16 protein-coding genes are annotated in these 16,484 nt (G+C 41.5%); 9 read left to right on the top strand and 7 right to left on the bottom strand.

Going from position 1 to position 16,484, the window contains the following annotated elements; all coding sequences use genetic code 11:
• Positions 1 to 46: 46 nt before the first annotated feature.
• The 3 genes from A9Z07_RS01475 to A9Z07_RS01465 all read right to left on the bottom strand — a co-directional run bounded on the left by A9Z07_RS01475 (position 47) and on the right by A9Z07_RS01465 (position 2,954).
• Positions 47 to 1,918 carry a SurA N-terminal domain-containing protein gene (locus A9Z07_RS01475; RefSeq protein ID WP_004771676.1) on the bottom strand — a complete coding sequence of 624 codons (1,872 nt, stop codon included), beginning with the start codon at positions 1,916 to 1,918 and terminating at the stop codon, positions 47 to 49.
• Positions 1,919 to 2,057: 139 nt separating this feature from the next.
• Positions 2,058 to 2,330: an HU family DNA-binding protein gene (locus A9Z07_RS01470; protein ID WP_004639426.1), complete on the bottom strand. Its 273-nt coding sequence runs from the start codon at positions 2,328 to 2,330 to the stop codon at positions 2,058 to 2,060.
• A gap of 168 nt (positions 2,331 to 2,498) precedes the next feature.
• Positions 2,499 to 2,954, bottom strand: coding sequence for a phasin family protein (locus A9Z07_RS01465; RefSeq protein WP_004771675.1), 456 nt, complete (start codon positions 2,952 to 2,954; stop codon positions 2,499 to 2,501).
• A 209-nt stretch (positions 2,955 to 3,163) separates the two neighbouring features.
• On the opposite strand from A9Z07_RS01465, the gene A9Z07_RS01460 reads away from it, so the two are divergent.
• The 8 genes from A9Z07_RS01460 to fdx all read left to right on the top strand — a co-directional run bounded on the left by A9Z07_RS01460 (position 3,164) and on the right by fdx (position 9,289).
• Entirely contained in the window at positions 3,164 to 3,802 is a 639-nt protein-coding gene (locus A9Z07_RS01460; protein WP_004771674.1) for a hypothetical protein, read from the top strand.
• A 107-nt stretch (positions 3,803 to 3,909) separates the two neighbouring features.
• The gene (locus A9Z07_RS01455) at positions 3,910 to 4,383 is read left to right on the top strand and encodes an Rrf2 family transcriptional regulator (RefSeq protein WP_004771673.1); all 474 of its coding nucleotides are present in this window, start codon (positions 3,910 to 3,912) and stop codon (positions 4,381 to 4,383) included.
• Between the two features lies 1 nt (position 4,384).
• Positions 4,385 to 5,602 (top strand): IscS subfamily cysteine desulfurase, encoded by a 1,218-nt coding sequence (locus tag A9Z07_RS01450; RefSeq protein WP_004771672.1) that lies wholly within the window; start codon positions 4,385 to 4,387, stop codon positions 5,600 to 5,602.
• 91 nt (positions 5,603 to 5,693) lie between these two features.
• Positions 5,694 to 6,080: a Fe-S cluster assembly scaffold IscU gene (gene iscU / locus A9Z07_RS01445; RefSeq protein ID WP_004639432.1), complete on the top strand. Its 387-nt coding sequence runs from the start codon at positions 5,694 to 5,696 to the stop codon at positions 6,078 to 6,080.
• 29 nt (positions 6,081 to 6,109) lie between these two features.
• Positions 6,110 to 6,430: an iron-sulfur cluster assembly protein IscA gene (iscA, locus tag A9Z07_RS01440; RefSeq protein ID WP_004661460.1), complete on the top strand. Its 321-nt coding sequence runs from the start codon at positions 6,110 to 6,112 to the stop codon at positions 6,428 to 6,430.
• 86 nt (positions 6,431 to 6,516) lie between these two features.
• Positions 6,517 to 7,035: a Fe-S protein assembly co-chaperone HscB gene (hscB, locus tag A9Z07_RS01435; protein ID WP_004771671.1), complete on the top strand. Its 519-nt coding sequence runs from the start codon at positions 6,517 to 6,519 to the stop codon at positions 7,033 to 7,035.
• Between the two features lie 38 nt (positions 7,036 to 7,073).
• Complete coding sequence (gene hscA / locus A9Z07_RS01430; protein WP_069576339.1) at positions 7,074 to 8,933, top strand: Fe-S protein assembly chaperone HscA; 1,860 nt, start codon at positions 7,074 to 7,076, stop codon at positions 8,931 to 8,933.
• A gap of 17 nt (positions 8,934 to 8,950) precedes the next feature.
• On the top strand, positions 8,951 to 9,289 hold the full coding sequence (gene fdx / locus A9Z07_RS01425; protein ID WP_004771669.1) for an ISC system 2Fe-2S type ferredoxin: 339 nt from the start codon (positions 8,951 to 8,953) through the stop codon (positions 9,287 to 9,289).
• A gap of 59 nt (positions 9,290 to 9,348) precedes the next feature.
• Here the strand turns inward: fdx and A9Z07_RS01420 are convergent, their stop codons facing one another.
• Positions 9,349 to 10,230 carry an NAD(P)/FAD-dependent oxidoreductase gene (locus tag A9Z07_RS01420; protein WP_069576337.1) on the bottom strand — a complete coding sequence of 294 codons (882 nt, stop codon included), beginning with the start codon at positions 10,228 to 10,230 and terminating at the stop codon, positions 9,349 to 9,351.
• Between the two features lie 113 nt (positions 10,231 to 10,343).
• Between A9Z07_RS01420 and A9Z07_RS01415 the strand changes: the two genes are divergently transcribed.
• Positions 10,344 to 10,799 carry an Rrf2 family transcriptional regulator gene (locus A9Z07_RS01415; protein WP_069576343.1) on the top strand — a complete coding sequence of 152 codons (456 nt, stop codon included), beginning with the start codon at positions 10,344 to 10,346 and terminating at the stop codon, positions 10,797 to 10,799.
• 12 nt (positions 10,800 to 10,811) lie between these two features.
• On the opposite strand, the gene A9Z07_RS01410 is transcribed toward A9Z07_RS01415, so the two are convergent.
• The 3 genes from A9Z07_RS01410 to mfd all read right to left on the bottom strand — a co-directional run bounded on the left by A9Z07_RS01410 (position 10,812) and on the right by mfd (position 16,392).
• A complete protein-coding gene (locus A9Z07_RS01410) occupies positions 10,812 to 12,248 on the bottom strand; it encodes an adenylate/guanylate cyclase domain-containing protein (protein WP_004771664.1) in 1,437 nt (478 codons plus the stop codon).
• Between the two features lie 52 nt (positions 12,249 to 12,300).
• The gene (locus tag A9Z07_RS01405; protein ID WP_004771663.1) at positions 12,301 to 12,735 is read right to left on the bottom strand and encodes an HIT domain-containing protein; all 435 of its coding nucleotides are present in this window, start codon (positions 12,733 to 12,735) and stop codon (positions 12,301 to 12,303) included.
• A 198-nt stretch (positions 12,736 to 12,933) separates the two neighbouring features.
• On the bottom strand, positions 12,934 to 16,392 hold the full coding sequence (gene mfd / locus A9Z07_RS01400) for a transcription-repair coupling factor (RefSeq protein WP_069576335.1): 3,459 nt from the start codon (positions 16,390 to 16,392) through the stop codon (positions 12,934 to 12,936).
• Between the last annotated feature and the right edge of the window lie 92 nt (positions 16,393 to 16,484).

The following is a 16,484-nucleotide window of genomic DNA, read 5'->3' as shown; positions in this document are numbered from 1 at the left end:
AGCCAGTTGATATCAACTGGCTTTTTTTATGCGGGGATCAAATTAACTATTTGATCTTCGCCTTCGATTTTAAGTATTCAGTATAGTCTTCAAGGATCTGTTGCCCACGGAACTGCTGGTAAAGCTGATTCAACTCGTGTACCTGTTCTGCTGGCAATGTACTTGCAACACTGCTGTTCACATTTGAAACCGCAACAATCACCAATTCATTTGGTAGTTTTGCAGTTGTGGCAGACCATAAGCCTTCTTTTGCTGGCGCTGGAATACTAAATGCAGCACGCTCAATCGGACGTTTTAAACCTTGAGAACGCGCAAATGTACCTGCATTTTCAAAGTTCACTTGAGATTTTGCAACCACTTGTGCCGCCGGTTGAGTTTTGAAATCAGTCAGGATTGTGGCAATTTTCGCTTGAGCTGCTTTATACGCCTTCGCTTCGATCACTTTTGCTTTTACTTCAGCAGTTGCTTGATCTAAAGGTTTAACGCCCGCCGCATGGTAGTTACGAACTTTAATCCAGATCGTATCGCCATTTGCCAACTGAATATTTGAAGACGCGTTACGGTCACCATTTTTCACATCATCATTAAATAATTTTGCTTTAACGCTTAAATCACTGAGATATGGATTGTCAGTTGCCAAAGTCACGCCATTTGCAGACTCAATACGCGCACCCTTCACTTCCTCAGCAACAGCATCTAGAGAATCATTACCAACCACCATTTCATTTAAGCTGTTTACGGTATCGCTAAACTGGTTAGCCAGTTTGCTTTTCTCAACCTCAGCAGTTAAACGCGCTTTTTCAGCTTCAAATGAAGGTAATTTCACCATTGGAGATTCAGCTTGGATAATGTGATAACCATACTGAGTCTTAACTGGTTTAGAAATTTCACCATTCTTTAATGCATTCACTGCATTATCAAAATCAGCAGAGAAAACACCTGGCGCATAAGCATCGACTAAACCGCCTTGTGTTTTAGAACTCGGATCTTCAGAGTATTGAGCTGCTGCTTGAGCAAATGACTCACCTGCCTGAATTTTTGCATAGACTTCATTGGCAAGCTTCTGAGCCGCCGCATCATCACGTGCATCAGTTGTAATGAGAATATGTTTAACCTGAGGTTTAATTGCTTTTTTCTTCTCATCAACAAAAGCAGTATAGGCTTGTTGAAGATCAGCTTCAGTAACCGCAAGGTTTGCTTTAGGTAGCAAAGCAGGTGTAAGCACGACATAATCAACGTCAACACTTGCAACTTGCTTAAATTCATTTTTATGCTTGTTGTAGTAGTCAGCAATTTCCTGATTAGAAGCAGTTACGCCTTTCTTATAGTCATCCAGCTTAATACTTGCCAAATGCAAAGTACGCTGTTCAGTCTGTAAATTTGCCAACTGCTGCACATCAGACTTGCTCACTAGAGCATAATCCATCAATGATGTTGAAATCATTTTCAGCGCATGATCTTGGCGTAAGCTGGTGATCAAGGCCTGATTGGTCATTCCCACAGAACGTAGATAGTTCTCATATAAGGTTTGAGAGAACTTGCCATTTTCCTGAAAACTCGGCTGTTGTGCCAACATTTGCTCAAGTTGTACATCGCTTAGCGTCATACCTAACTTTTCAGCTTGTTGTTGTAGCAATGAACGAGCAACAAGTGCATCTAAAGCTTTTTCTTGAATAACAGGCAAATTTAAAAGTGATTCATCACCTTTTACCAGTGATAAATATTGATCTTTATAGTTTTTGGTTGCACTTTCTAATTCTTTATTAGAAATATCTTGACCGTTTACTGATTTTGCAACGTCTGCTTTATTGCTACCACTAAAATACCCTTCTATACCGACAAGTGCTAAAGGAGTCAAAAACAAAACTAACAGGACTTTGCCAAGCCAACCCTTAATGAGAGTACGAAACGATTCCATAAGAATTCCAATATTTTATTTCGGGGCAATTTTAACTGAAAAACAAAAGTGAATGAATGCAGAATAAGGATCAAATTAACTTTTTCATTCAATAAATAAAAAACGCACCCAAAATGGTGCGTTTATTGATTTAAAAAGATTACGCAACCGAATCTTTTAAACCCTTACCAGCTTTGAAGCTAGGTACTTTGCTTGCTTTGATTTGTAACTCTTCACCAGTTTTAGGATTACGACCAGTACGAGCAGCACGTTCTTTAACGCTGAAAGTACCGAACCCAACTAAAGTAACCGTATCACCCTTTTTAAGTGCTTCAGTGATTGATGCAATTGTCGCATCGAGTGCCTTACCAGCATCCGATTTTGACACGCCCCCTTTTTCAGCAATCGCATCAATTAATTCTGATTTATTCATGATAAAAAATATCCTCTTAATATCGTTTGTTAAGATCCAAGGCTATAGTTTAAAAGGCCATGACGCCTTTATAGCAATGCTTTAGGGGAGAACGCAATACTAGAAAGGCCTTTTAATTAAAATAAATACTGAAATACGACATAAACAGACGAGTTACCTGCATTTTTTTTACTTTTTATTCAATTTGGCCTTCAATTGATTATTTTCTTCGATCAACGCATCAACCTTGATATGGAGCTGTACAAGCAGCTGTTCGATGTGCTGAAGATCCTTCGGTGTCACCAGACCAATACGGTTAAGCGAGTGATTCACACTGGTATCTAAAATCTTCTCAACCTTGTCTTTAGTGTCGGTCACCGACTCTTTCGCTTTCTCGGTCACTTTGCCTACCGTGTTGTCGGCAAAATCAACCGTTTTTGATTCTAACTCTTCGCCCACCTTGACCAGTGAGTCAAACAATTTATTTCCTTCTTCTTCTGCACGAGAAAAAGCACCTAAGCCAGCCAGCCAGATTTGTTGTGTATATTTTTTGAAATCTAACGCAGATTTTTTAGAACTCTTTGATTTTGGCTTAGTTTTTACCTCAGCTTCCTCGTTGGGATTTTCTATATTTGAGTTATCCATTGACCATTACTCCTAAGCACTTTACAAACAGTATGTCGTATTCGACCATAAAAATGTTTTTATAATATCAAAGTTAAGACTTGATCGTTTTAAAAAACTGTTCTACAAAGCAAGAAAGTCCTGTAAATTATTTTTAACAATTGAGTAAGGATACTCAGGTTTACAGATTTTTTGTTTTTATTGATTGATTGGCAAGGAAAAAGAGACTTATGAGTGATACGCAACAAAGACATAAACATCCGCATTTGTTGCTCAACATTGTCATCATTGTTTTAGAGACTTTTTTCTCTTTCATCCTGACGCATGATGCGGGATTACGCCTGCAAGCCAAAAAGTTAATTGATCAAAAAATCACGATCCGTATTAACAGCTATATCCCTTTCTTCGACTTTTATATCCAGTTTACCGAAAAAGGCCTTTTGTTTGATATGAAAGCGCTGGATCGCACCATTGATCTGGAAATTAATAGCACATTGATCGACCTGATCAAGATTTTTGTGTTTAACAATCAGCGTAGCATTGCCAATATGCGCATTCTGGGTGATGCCACTCACACTGAAGAGTTTATGGATTTACTTCCACACCTCACTCTGTCGAGTATTCTGGCAAACTGGAAACAATGGTTTAGCGATGAAGCTGAAGCCGTTGCCTCACAACAACGTATTGCCCCATTGCTGGATAAAATCGATCAGCAGCGTTCGGAAATTAATACTTTATTGGTTGAAGTTAAGCAGTATCAAAACCGCATTCACCGTCTGCAAAAACGTCAACGCCTAATCAATATCAGCTTTGCTGTTTTAAGCTTTATTTTCATCGCCTTTTTTGTTTATAATACGTGGATACAATAATTCCAATATATTTCACTTTTCACGCTCAGATTGGCAATTTAAAACTTGACTATTTTAGTCGGAATTCATAAAATTTAAACATCTAGTCTAACCATGTGTACCGAATCATGCGTCTTACAACTCGCGGTCGTTACGCAGTGACTGCTCTACTTGATTTAGCTTTGCAGCCAACTGAACAAACGATCACGCTTGCGGAAATAGCAGCACGCCAATCCATCTCAGTCGCTTATTTAGAACAGTTATTCGCGAAACTTAAACGTCATGGGTTAGTTTCAAGTGTACGCGGTGCAAATGGTGGTTATCACCTGGCGCGCAATGCAAGTGAAATTACTGTGCTAGAAATCATCGAAGCTGTAAATGAAACTGTTGATGCAACTCGTTGTGACCATAAGGGTAACTGCCAAAATGGTGCGATGTGTTTAACACATGACTTATGGCAAGAACTCTCCCACCATATTGCCGATTATCTCGCAAAAATCACCCTTGCTGATTTGATTGCGCGTGACAACGTTCAAACTGTTGCATTACGCCAGAATTCACCAAGTTTAGATTCAGCCCTTCTATCGGTTACAGGTATTTGACATGAAACGTCCAATTTATCTTGATTACGCAGCAACCACTCCAGTACTGCCAGAAGTTGCAGAACGCATGATGGAATGTTTAACGTTCGAGGGAACTTTTGGTAACCCTGCGTCACGTTCACATGCATATGGTTGGCAAGCCGAAGAAAAAGCTGAATATGCGCGTGAGCAAGTTGCAAATTTAATTAAAGCAGATCCACGCGAAATCGTTTGGACTTCTGGCGCAACCGAATCTGACAACCTGGCATTAAAAGGTATTGCTCAGTTCTACGGTTCAAAAGGCAAACACATCATTACAAGTAAAATCGAACACAAAGCTGTGTTAGATCCTTGCCGTGAACTCGAAGAACAAGGTTTTGAAATTACATATTTAGAGCCAGAACCACGTACGGGTTTAATTACACCAGAAATGGTTCAAGCGGCTTTACGTCCTGATACGATCCTTGTTTCACTGATGATGGTAAACAACGAAATCGGTACTGTGACTGATGTTGCTGCAATTGGTGAATTAACACGTGCGAACAAAACATTCTTCCACGTCGATGCAGCTCAAGCCGCTGGTAAAGTTGAAATTGATCTTTCAACCATGAAAATTGATTTGATGAGCTTCTCTGGTCATAAAGTTTATGGCCCTAAAGGTATCGGTGCCCTTTACGTTCGCCGTAGCCCACGTGTTCGCTTAAAAGCACAAATGCACGGTGGCGGCCATGAACGTGGTATGCGTTCTGGTACTTTAGCGACTCACCAAATTGTAGGTATGGGCGAAGCTTTTGAAATTGCTGGCAAAACCATGCAAGCAGAACAAGAGCGCATTCGCAAGTTACGCGACAAGCTTTGGAATGGCTTACAAGACCTTGAACAAGTGTTCTTGAATGGTCATCCAACACAAAACGTTGCAAACTATCTAAATGTCAGCTTCAACTTCGTTGAAGGTGAGTCACTGATGATGGCATTGAAAGATGCAGCTGTTTCAAGTGGTTCAGCATGTACATCTGCAACTTTAGAGCCGTCATATGTATTACGTGCTTTAGGTTTATCTGACGAGTTGGCACATAGCTCTATCCGTTTCAGTTTTGGTAAATACACCACTGAAGCAGATATTGATTACGTGTTAACAATTACCAAAGCTGCTGTTGAGAAATTACGTGAACTTTCTCCGCTTTGGGATATGTACAAAGAAGGTATCGACCTTTCAACAGTTGAATGGGCTGAACACTAATTCATAAGGTGCTCTTTTGAGCACTTCATTGAAAAGTATGTTTTAACCCTCATATTAATATTAGGCTGACCCCGAGGTTTGGAGAAGCGACATGGCTTATAGCGAAAAGGTAATTGATCATTACGAAAACCCTCGTAATGTTGGTGTTTTAGACAAGAATGCAGAAAATGTAGGTACAGGTATGGTCGGTGCACCTGCTTGTGGCGACGTAATGCGTTTACAAATTCAAGTCGATGACAATGGCGTAATTGAAGAAGCTCGCTTCAAAACTTATGGCTGTGGTTCTGCAATCGCATCAAGTTCACTTGTAACCGAATGGTTAAAAGGCAAAACACTTGATGAAGCTCAAGCGATCAAAAACATTGATATCGCAACTGAGCTTGCACTTCCACCAGTAAAAGTACACTGCTCTGTATTGGCTGAAGATGCAATCAAAGCTGCGATTGAAGACTATCGTGGTAAGAAAGCGAAAGCTTAATTGATGACCGAAATAACATTGGAGTTTTCATGATCCATTTAACTGAAAATGCTGCGACTCACATCAGCAATTACCTGCAAAACCGAGGTAAGGGTGAAGGCATTCGTATTGGTGTGAAAACTTCGGGTTGCTCCGGATTGGCTTATGTACTCGAGTTTGTTGATGATATCGACACACACGATCAAGTATTTGAACAACTCGGCGTTAAAGTCTTTGTAGACCCTAAAAGCTTGGTTTATCTCAATGGTTTAGAGATGGACTATGTTAAAAATGGTCTCAATGAAGGCTTTGAGTTTAACAACCCAAACCAAAAAGGTGAATGTGGTTGCGGTGAATCATTCACTGTTTAATCTCAACCACTACTCTCTTTCTTTTCGTCAAAACAGTGTGTTCCGCACTGTTTTAACGTATTTATCAATAGCGGAATCCATCTCCCATGAATCATTTTGAGTTGTTCCAATTACCAGAAGCACTCGATATAGATTTAGCAGCTTTAAAAAAACAGTTTTTAAGTTTGCAACAGCAATATCACCCAGATAAAGCTAGTGACAAGGATCAGGCGCTGATCAAGTCAAGCGAAATCAATCAGGCTTATAAAGTATTATCACTGGTTGATAGTCGTGCTGCCTATCTGCTTGCCCTTAAAAAACAAGATCATCATCTTGATCAGTCCATCAACGATTTTGAGTTTTTGCAATCCGCACTTGAAATGCGTGAGCAACTTGACGAAGCCACCTCAACCGAGCAACTTCGCACATTAAAAGTTGAAATTCAGCAATGGATTGATAGTTTAGTTCGCGAGTTCAAACTCGATTATGCGGATGAAGACTGGGCTGAGGCACGTGATACTGTTCGTAAGCTACGCTTTTTCCAACGTGTCATGAATGATATTGATAAAGCTGAAGATCGTATGCTGGACGAAGAAGATAGCTTCGATCTAGACGATGATTTTTAATCCGCTGTTACCGATTATTTTCAAGGGATACCGTACGCATGGCGCTTTTGCAAATTGCTGAACCAGGTCAATCTACCGCACCGCACGAACATCGTATTGCGATCGGGATTGACTTAGGGACAACCCACTCTTTAGTGGCGACAGTGCTATCGGGAAAACCGAAAGTTCTACATGATGACAAAGATCGAGTTCTACTCCCATCTATTGTTCATTATGCAAAAGATTTGACAACGTTTGGTTATGAAGCCAAACCGTTTATGATGACTGACCCAAAAAACACGGTTGTTTCCGTGAAACGCTTTATGGGTCGTTCACAAGCTGATATTAAATTCCAGCATCCCTATACACTTGTTGGCGCAGAAAATGAAATGCCAGCATTTGAAACGGCTGCCGGACGTAAAACACCTGTCGAAATTTCTGCCGAGATCTTAAAACAATTAAAAGATCGTGCTGAAGCAAGTCTGAATAACCCTGTGAATGGCGCTGTGATTACCGTTCCTGCTTATTTCGATGAAGCACAACGTCAGGCAACACGTGATGCAGCACAGCTTGCTGGTCTTAATGTTTTACGCTTATTGAATGAGCCAACAGCCGCTGCGGTTGCATATGGTCTTGATCAAGAGACAAATCTCAGTACAGACCGCAACTATGTGATTTACGATTTAGGTGGTGGTACGTTTGACGTCTCAATCCTGCGCTTTTCACAAGGTGTATTTGAAGTCCTCGCTACAGGTGGACATACTGCACTGGGTGGAGATGACCTTGATCGCTTAATTGTAAAATGGGCTAAAAAGCAGCTCAATATTGAAACATTAAGCGATGAAGAATATGCGGTATTCGTTGTTGCTGCACGTCAAGCCAAAGAACATTTAACAGATCATGAATCTGCCGAATTAAAATTACTGGATGATCGCTTAACACTCGACCGCCCTACTTTTGAATCGATTATTCAAGGCGCACTCGATAAAACCATGAGTGTCTGCAAACGCGTATTACGCGATGCCAAACTTGAACTCGATGAAATTGAGCATGTGGTGCTTGTGGGTGGTTCAACACGTTCTTACGCTGTACAAAAAGCCGTACGCGACCTATTTGAACGTGAACCGCTATGTACCATTAACCCAGATGAAGTCGTTGCAATTGGCGCATCAATTACCGCCAACCAGCTCATTGGCAATAGCCAAGATGGTTCATTGTTGCTTGATGTAACTCCACTCTCTCTAGGTCTAGAGACCATGGGCGGTTTGGTCGAGCGTCTGGTTTCACGTAATACAGCCATTCCTGTTGCACGTCGTCAAGAATTTACCACCTATCAAGATGGTCAAACTGCCATGTTGATCCATGTGGTTCAAGGTGAACGTGATCTGGTTGAGCATTGCCGTTCATTAGGTCGCTTTGTCTTACATGGCATTCCACCAATGACTGCGGGCCAAGCGCGTATTGAAGTGACATTCCAAGTGGATGCTGATGGCTTACTTACTGTCTCTGCGAAAGAAACTACCTCTGGCGTTCAAGCCAAAATCGACATCAAACCGTCGTATGGCTTATCCGCATCAGATACTGAACGTTTACTGGTAGAAGGTTTCCAGCATGCGGAAGAAGACAAACAGCTTCGCCACTTGCAAGAAACCAAAGTTGAAGCACAGCGTGAGCTAGAAGCATTAGAGCAAGCTTTGAAAGCGGATACAGATCTACTCTCTCAGCAACAGGCTCGCGACTTGATTCTTGCCGCTGAAGCATTAAAAGCTCGTCTTAAAACGGATGAACTTGCAGCGATTGAACATGCTGTTCAGCAACTTAAAATTCACAGCGATGCCTTTGCTGCGCTTCGCATGAACCGACATATTGACCATGCCTTAAAAGGTACGAAACTTGAAGATTGGTCAAACTCAAACTAAAGGTATAGGTGATCAATATGCCACGTATTAAAGTTCTTCCTCATGCACAAATTTGCCCTGAAGGTGCAGAATTTGAAGTCGAACAGAACGCCAATTTATGCCAAAGTTTATTAAAACAAGGCATCAAAATTGAACATGCTTGCGATATGTCTGCAGCATGTACGACCTGCCATGTGGTTGTTCGTAAAGGTTTTGACAGCTTAGATGAGATGAATGACGTTGAAGCAGACTTACTGGATCGTGCTTGGGGCTTAGAACCTGACTCACGCTTGTCTTGCCAAGTGAAAATTGTAGATGAAGATTTAGAAATCGAGATTCCTAAATACACCATCAACCACGCTTCAGAAAATCATTAAGCTAACTGGTTCATCCAAAACGCAAAAAAAGCTAGAGTAAATCTCTAGCTTTTTTATGGCTAAGCAAAAATTAAAGAACGATGCGCAGCGACGCCTGCCAGAGTACCATCACCGACTGCTAAAGAGACTGAGCCACCTAATCGAGCCACATCCCCACAGGCAAAAATCCCTGTCACAGATGTTTCCTTCATTGCATTGGTTTTAATGGCTTCTCCCATCGCACTCTGTTCAATTTCACAGCCCAGCTTAAAAATCCACTCTTGAGCAATGGCGCATTTGGTCGTTGCAAAAATACCCGCCAGTTGAATCACAGTGCCATCAGCAAGCAAAACATCACTCTGCCCCATAATTTCCTGAATCAGTCGCTGCTCAATGACAACGCCACGAACCTTTAATTGCTCAAGTAATTCAGCATCCACAGGATAATCATTCAAGAAAAGTGTAGTTTCGCCCCAATCTGGGAGCATCATCGCTAAATGAGCGGCATGTTCTGAGCTGGCAATGATGCCAATTTTACCTTGATTCAATTCATAACCATGACAATAAGGACAATGAAATACTGTCTTACCCCAGCGTTCCGCCAGACCAGCAATATCAGGCAATTGATCTGTAATACCAACAGCAATGATCAGGCGCTTGGCCGTAATTGAATGTGTCGCATCAATACATACCGCAAAGCCCTCTTCAATTTTTTCTACGCGCTTTACATTGCCATTCTGCCAATCCACAGTCTTATAAGCCAAAACTTGCTGCTTCGCAATTTGCGCAATTTCGCTTGCCTGCGTTCCATCCTGAGTCAGAAAACCATGTGAATACTCGGCAAAGCGATTTCTGCGTTGTCCAGCATCAATAATAACCACTTTTCTGCGTGCTCTCGCCAATGGCATTGCCGCAGCCAAGCCTGCATAACTTCCACCAATAATCGCAACATCATATTGCATAGGATTCACCACTTATATGTAACTTTTAAAGTTACATTAATACTTTTTATTTTAATTTGCAACTTTTGATGTTACATTTAAAACTATTCTCTTATTTTTTTTGGATTGATCAGATGCGTACTGACAGTAAACTCTCCCGAATGCTGCATGTGCTTTTACACATGGCCAGACAACATAAGACTTTTACTTCAGATGAAATCGCGCAAATGCTATCCACCAATCCTGTCGTGGTCAGACGAACGATGTCGGGGTTAAAGAAAGCAGGATTTGTCCATTCAGAAAAAGGCGCTGGTGGTGGCTGGCAGCTAACTGGAGATTTAGAAAAAATTACCTTGTGGGATATTTATCAAGCTGTGGGTGAACCCACTATTTTTGCGATAGGCAATGAAAGAGAGAATCCAGAGTGCTTAGTTGAACGTGTGGTGAATGCCGCTTTAGATCAAGCCATTCAGGATGCACAGCACATTTTAACTCAACAGCTAAAATCCACCACGCTGGCAGCACTCGCTTTAGAATTTGATCATTTATATGAGTTACATGAACATCAGAATAGTCATACTCAACATTGATTATTGAGTTGTCTATCTCACTTCATCATCTAAAGTGAGTTTAGGAATACCCTGCGCGTTGGTAATCTTTTGCTGGGTTTTGATACGTTGAACCATGTTTTCCAGAATCTCGACCAGTTCTGGGTATTCATAGTTTTGTACTTCTTCCAGATTGAGAACCAAATGGAAGCCTTTATAATCAAAATCAAACCATTGTTGCGTATCAGATTTTTTGCCTGTGAATTTTTCCATCACCTGCCAGGTTTTCACTGGGCCTTGAATACCTTTTAAATAGATTGGCACTTTCGGCACACATAAAAACTCATTTTTAATCAGTTGATGTGTGTCATCGGCAATCAGGATTTCATCAACTTCAGCAGCAGACTGCAAACGTGCAGCCAAATTCACATCACGCCCGACAATGGTATATGCCATTCGATGTGAAGCGCCATAATTACCTACGTGACAATAACCCGTACTAATTCCCATGCGGATATGCAAGGCTGGATAGCCCATTTTCTTCCAGCGCTCACGCAGCAATTTCATTTGTTGACGCATCGCAATCGCCATTTCCACACAAGATTTTGCATCTTGCTCAACGCCTTGCGAATTTGGATCACCAAAGAAAATAAGAATCGCATCGCCCATAAACTTATCGACTGTCGCTTCATACTGCTTGGCAATCTCAGTCATATGACTCAAGTAATCGTTCAGCAAGAAGGCTAAATCGTCTGGGATGAGTGTTTCTGAAAGTTCCGTGAAACCTTGAATATCAGAGAAGAAAATCGTGAGTTTTTTACGCTTATATTCGATTTTTGCTTCCGCTTCTCCACGCATAATCGATTGCCACAATTGCAGTGGTGCATAACGACTAAGCTGGTTTGCAAAAGCAATATAGCGAGTCATCTGATTATGATAATGCTGGCGTTGCTGTCCGAGAATATTCAAACGACGATGCTGGTAATAATTACCAATCACGATAAACATCATCAAACCGAGCAGGCTCACAACGGTCAATTCAGGATTGGTCGGTTCAAAATACTCTTCCGTACCGAAAATGATATAGGTACTAAAGTAGAATGTAATTACACCAATCAATCCGATCAGACATGAGACAGGCAAGGAAATTTTATTGTTCAGACCGACATAGAGCAATGCAAATAAGATCGTAAATGTCGGCACTAAACTTAAATGTAATGCGGCAAGAACAAGCGCAATAATGATGGCTTCATTGGCAAATAGAACGTTTTTTTCTATTTTTTTATCAAATTTATATTGCAGCCATTTTTCTAAACGGGGACAAAATAGAAAATAAGCCAGTAATAATGGAAGGAGATAGAGCTGATAGCTAGCACTGGTAGAGGTAAATGTATAAATTACCAAAATCAGTGACAGAATCGAGTATCCCATCAAACGATGGAAATAAGCGAACTGTCTAGGTTCTTTATCAATCAACCTATCTAGTGGCACTCTGTCCTCCTTTTCTTATTATAGAATACTGTTTTTTATTCTATTTTCTGGATCAGTCCATGCGCCAGTCAAATGGCATGTCACCTTGACCGCGTAGCGCAAGCATCAATGTTTGACGCATATGCGCGAGTACATCATTACTGTATGGTACTGCTGGCGTTCCCCACACTGGTTTCGGCCATGCCACATCGTTTTGATAACGTACAACATGATGGAAATGAAGCTGAGGAACGACGTTCCCTAGTGCTGCCACATTCATCTTGTCTGCACGGAACACACGTGAAAGTTGGCTTGATAACCAGCTTGATTCACGTAGAAATTGTTCTTGATCTGCTTGGCTTAATTCATATAGTTCTGTAACGCCTGGTACACGAGGTACAAGGATTAGCCAAGGAAATTGCATATCATTCATTAAACGACATGTTGAAAGCGGAAAGTCGCCTACAAAAAATGTATCTTGAGCAAGTTGTGGATGCAAACTAAACATATCTTTATAAATGATGCAGAATAATGATGATCAATACTATCACATCAGTTTTGATGTGAATATTATTAGTCACCCGTTTGCTTACAAATAACAATGATTTTCCTCATTTATTGCAGGAACATCTGATCAAAAACATGTCGCGATCTTGCAAAAAACCAAACTTGCTCAATTAACACTCAATTCACTTTTTTCAACGGACTAATTCAACTCACTCACCAACTTGTTGAGCAGATCAATAATGAACTGGATTCGCTTATCGTACTCAGCCAGTTGCACCATGACTTTCAAGCGTTGCCCGCCTTCCATCCGGTAATACGTTGGCTGCTTCTGCATCAGTTGAATGATACTGATCGCCTGTACAGGTGTATCTGGAGAAAACTCGATATAACCGCCATTACTATTGATATCAATCTTGGTAATGCCCAGTTGTTCAGCCTCTAAACGCAACTGATGAACGCTAAATAGCTGTTTTACAGGTTGTGGCGGAATACCAAAACGATCAATCAGCTCCATACGAATATTGTCGAGCTTCTCCTGACTATCGGTATTACTAATGCGCTTATAAAACAACAGGCGCTGATGTACGTCACCTAGATAATCATCAGGAATCAACGCTGGCATATGTAAATTAATTTCAGCCGTTAATGACAATGGTGCATCAAAGTTTGGTGTTTTACCTTTCTGAATTGCTTTGGTCGCCTTCTCAAGCATTTCCATATACAGGCTATACCCGATTGCCTGCATAGAACCGCTTTGCTGCTCACCGAGCAACTCACCCGCGCCTCGAATTTCTAGATCCTCTGTCGCCAGCATAAAGCCCGCACCGAGCGTTGAAGCACGTTGAATGGCATCCAGACGTTTTTCAGCATCACCTTTCAGATGCTTAATCGACGGAACCAACAAATAGGCATAGGCTTGGTGATGTGAACGCCCAACACGACCGCGTAACTGGTGTAATTGTGCGAGGCCTAGCTTATCTGCACGTTCGATAATAATAGTATTGGCATTCGGCACATCAATACCTGTCTCGATAATAGTCGAGCACACCAATACGTTATATTCCTTATGGTAGAACTGCTGCATCACCTGCTCAAGTTCACGTTCACGCATTTGTCCATGCGCTACTGCAACACGTGCTTCGGGCACTAGATGGCGTATATTTTCCGCAGTCCTTTCGATGGTATCAACTTCATTGTGCAAGAAGTACACCTGCCCACCACGTAACAACTCACGCAGAATCGCTTCTTTCACCGAATCATCGGTATGTTCCTGAACAAAGGTTTTCACCGCTAAACGACGTGCTGGCGGCGTAGCAATAATCGAAAGATCACGCATACCAGAGAAAGCCATATTCAAGGTACGCGGAATTGGTGTCGCTGTCAGCGTCAGCATATCCACATCAGCACGTAGCGCCTTGATTCGCTCTTTGTCACGCACGCCAAAACGATGCTCTTCGTCGACAATCATCAGACCAAGATTTTTAAATTGCACGTTTTCTTGCAAAATTTTGTGCGTCCCAACCACGATATCGACCTTACCTTCGGCCAAATCTTCAATGATTTTTAAATGGGCTTTATTACTGCCGAATCGAGACAACACTTCGATACGTACTGCCGTATCCGCAAAACGGTCTTTAAACGACTCAAAATGTTGCTGAGCCAATAAGGTCGTTGGAACTAACACAGCCACTTGTTTATTATTCTGTACCGCAACAAATGCTGCACGCATCGCCACTTCTGTTTTACCAAAACCAACATCACCACACACTAAACGATCCATCGGTTTGGCAAGCTGCATATCATGAATGGTCGCTTCAATCGCATTGGCTTGATCAAGCGTTTCTTCATAAGCAAAACCGCTGGCAAATTGCATATAGCCCGTATGATCAAGTTCAAAAGCAAAGCCGGGTTTAGACTGGCGTCGCGCCTGAATATGTAGTAATTCAGCCGCCACATCATGAATCTGCTCCAAAGCCTTACGTTTTGCTTTGCTCCATGTGTCTGTACCCAGCTTATGCAATGGTGCCAGATCTGGATCACCACCACTATAGCGGCTGATTAAATGTAAATTGGTGACAGGAACGTAGACTTTTGCGCCATCGGCATAATCTAGTTGTAAAAATTCATGATCCTGCTCATCGATTTCCAGCGTCACTAAACCTGCATAACGCCCTACACCATGGTCAATATGCACGACAGGCGCGCCAATACTCAGCTCGGTTAAGCTGCGAATAAGGAATTCTTCAGAAACTTCCTGCTGACGCTTACGGCGACGTTGTACCACCCGATGTTCGTACAGCTGATTTTCTGAAATGACCGATAACTGATCTGTAAGCAACAAACCACGGTCTAAAGGCGCACTGGTAATCGCAACTTGTAATTTATCTTTCTGGAATTGAGCAAAACTTTCTACATTCTGAATTTCGCCCAGTACAGCACGCAACGCATCTTTCAAGGTCTCACGGCGACCCGCACTCTCAGCCACCAATAGGACTGGATGTTTAACCTGATCAATATAGTGCTTAACTGCTTCGAAAGGTTGTTCCTTTTTTGGATCAACAGGCAATTTTGGTGGTTGCTCGGCGGCAAGATTTAACACACCCGCTTTAGCTTCAAATGCCTCTGCTGAAGCCACAATTCTTGGAAACTGATTCAGTGCCTGTAACACATGATTAGGCATCAAGAACAGTTCTTCAGGCGGCAGAATCGGTTGGTCGATGTTATGACGACGATCTTCATAGCGACGCACAACTTCTTTCCAGAAATTGATTAATTCGTCTTCAATCTCATTATTTGTAATGACAACGCAATTCTTTGGTAAGTATGTCGTGAACATACTTTGCGCTTCCATTACCTTCTTATCAAAGAATAATGGCAGATAAAATTCCAATCCAGGTGTCGAAATACCTTCAAGTACATCCTGATAAATTGGATTTTTCTTTGGATTTGCCGTTGGAAAACTTTCCGCATAACGGTCTCTGAAAATAGAACGCCCTTCCTTTAAAGGAAATTCTTTTGCAGGCAAAACCGTGAAGTTTTTTAATGATTCTGTCGTACGTTGTGTTTCTGGATCAAAGAATTTTAAGCTTTCAATTTCATCATCAAATAAGTCAATCCGAATCGGCTGATCTTGTCCAGAAGCAAAAATATCCATGATACTGCCGCGAACAGCAAATTCGCCGTGATCATAAACCGTGTCTACCAAACGATAACCCGCTTGTACCAACTGCTTTTTTTGTACTTCTAAATCTAGCTTTTGCCCAACCTTAATATCAAAGTGTTCGCCCACCACCCATGAATAAGGTGCAACACGCTGTGCTAACGTACTCGCCGAAATCAGTAGAATGCCCTTTTGCGGCATATGCGACAAAATGGCCAAACGCTCAGACACAATATCCTGATGCGGAGACAAACGGTCATAAGGCAAAATTTCCCAATCAGGAAAAATCGTTGGCTTAACACCATAAAACTCAAGCTCACTTTCCAACTGAGCAAGGTGCTGATTATTCCGAGCCACAATGACGTAGAGATTCGAGCTTTGGGTTGCGATTTCTTTGAATAATAATGCTGCCGATGATCCCAACAAGGAACCGATCCAGCGTTTTTCGCCCGCTTTAAATTGTTGTAAGTTTAATTGAGAGATTTCTTGTTGGAACATAGAGAAAATCATGCAATCTAAAAAGATAAGTTCCCCATTTTAGCATGATGTTTTTTATGAATAGGAATTTTTTGGCTTATCGTTAATGCAAA

This window comes from Acinetobacter sp. YK3, from assembly GCF_001729365.1.
Classification (GTDB): domain Bacteria; phylum Pseudomonadota; class Gammaproteobacteria; order Pseudomonadales; family Moraxellaceae; genus Acinetobacter; species Acinetobacter vivianii.
The sequence above is the reverse complement of the archived record's forward strand: the minus strand, read 5'-3'. Positions and strand labels throughout refer to the sequence as shown.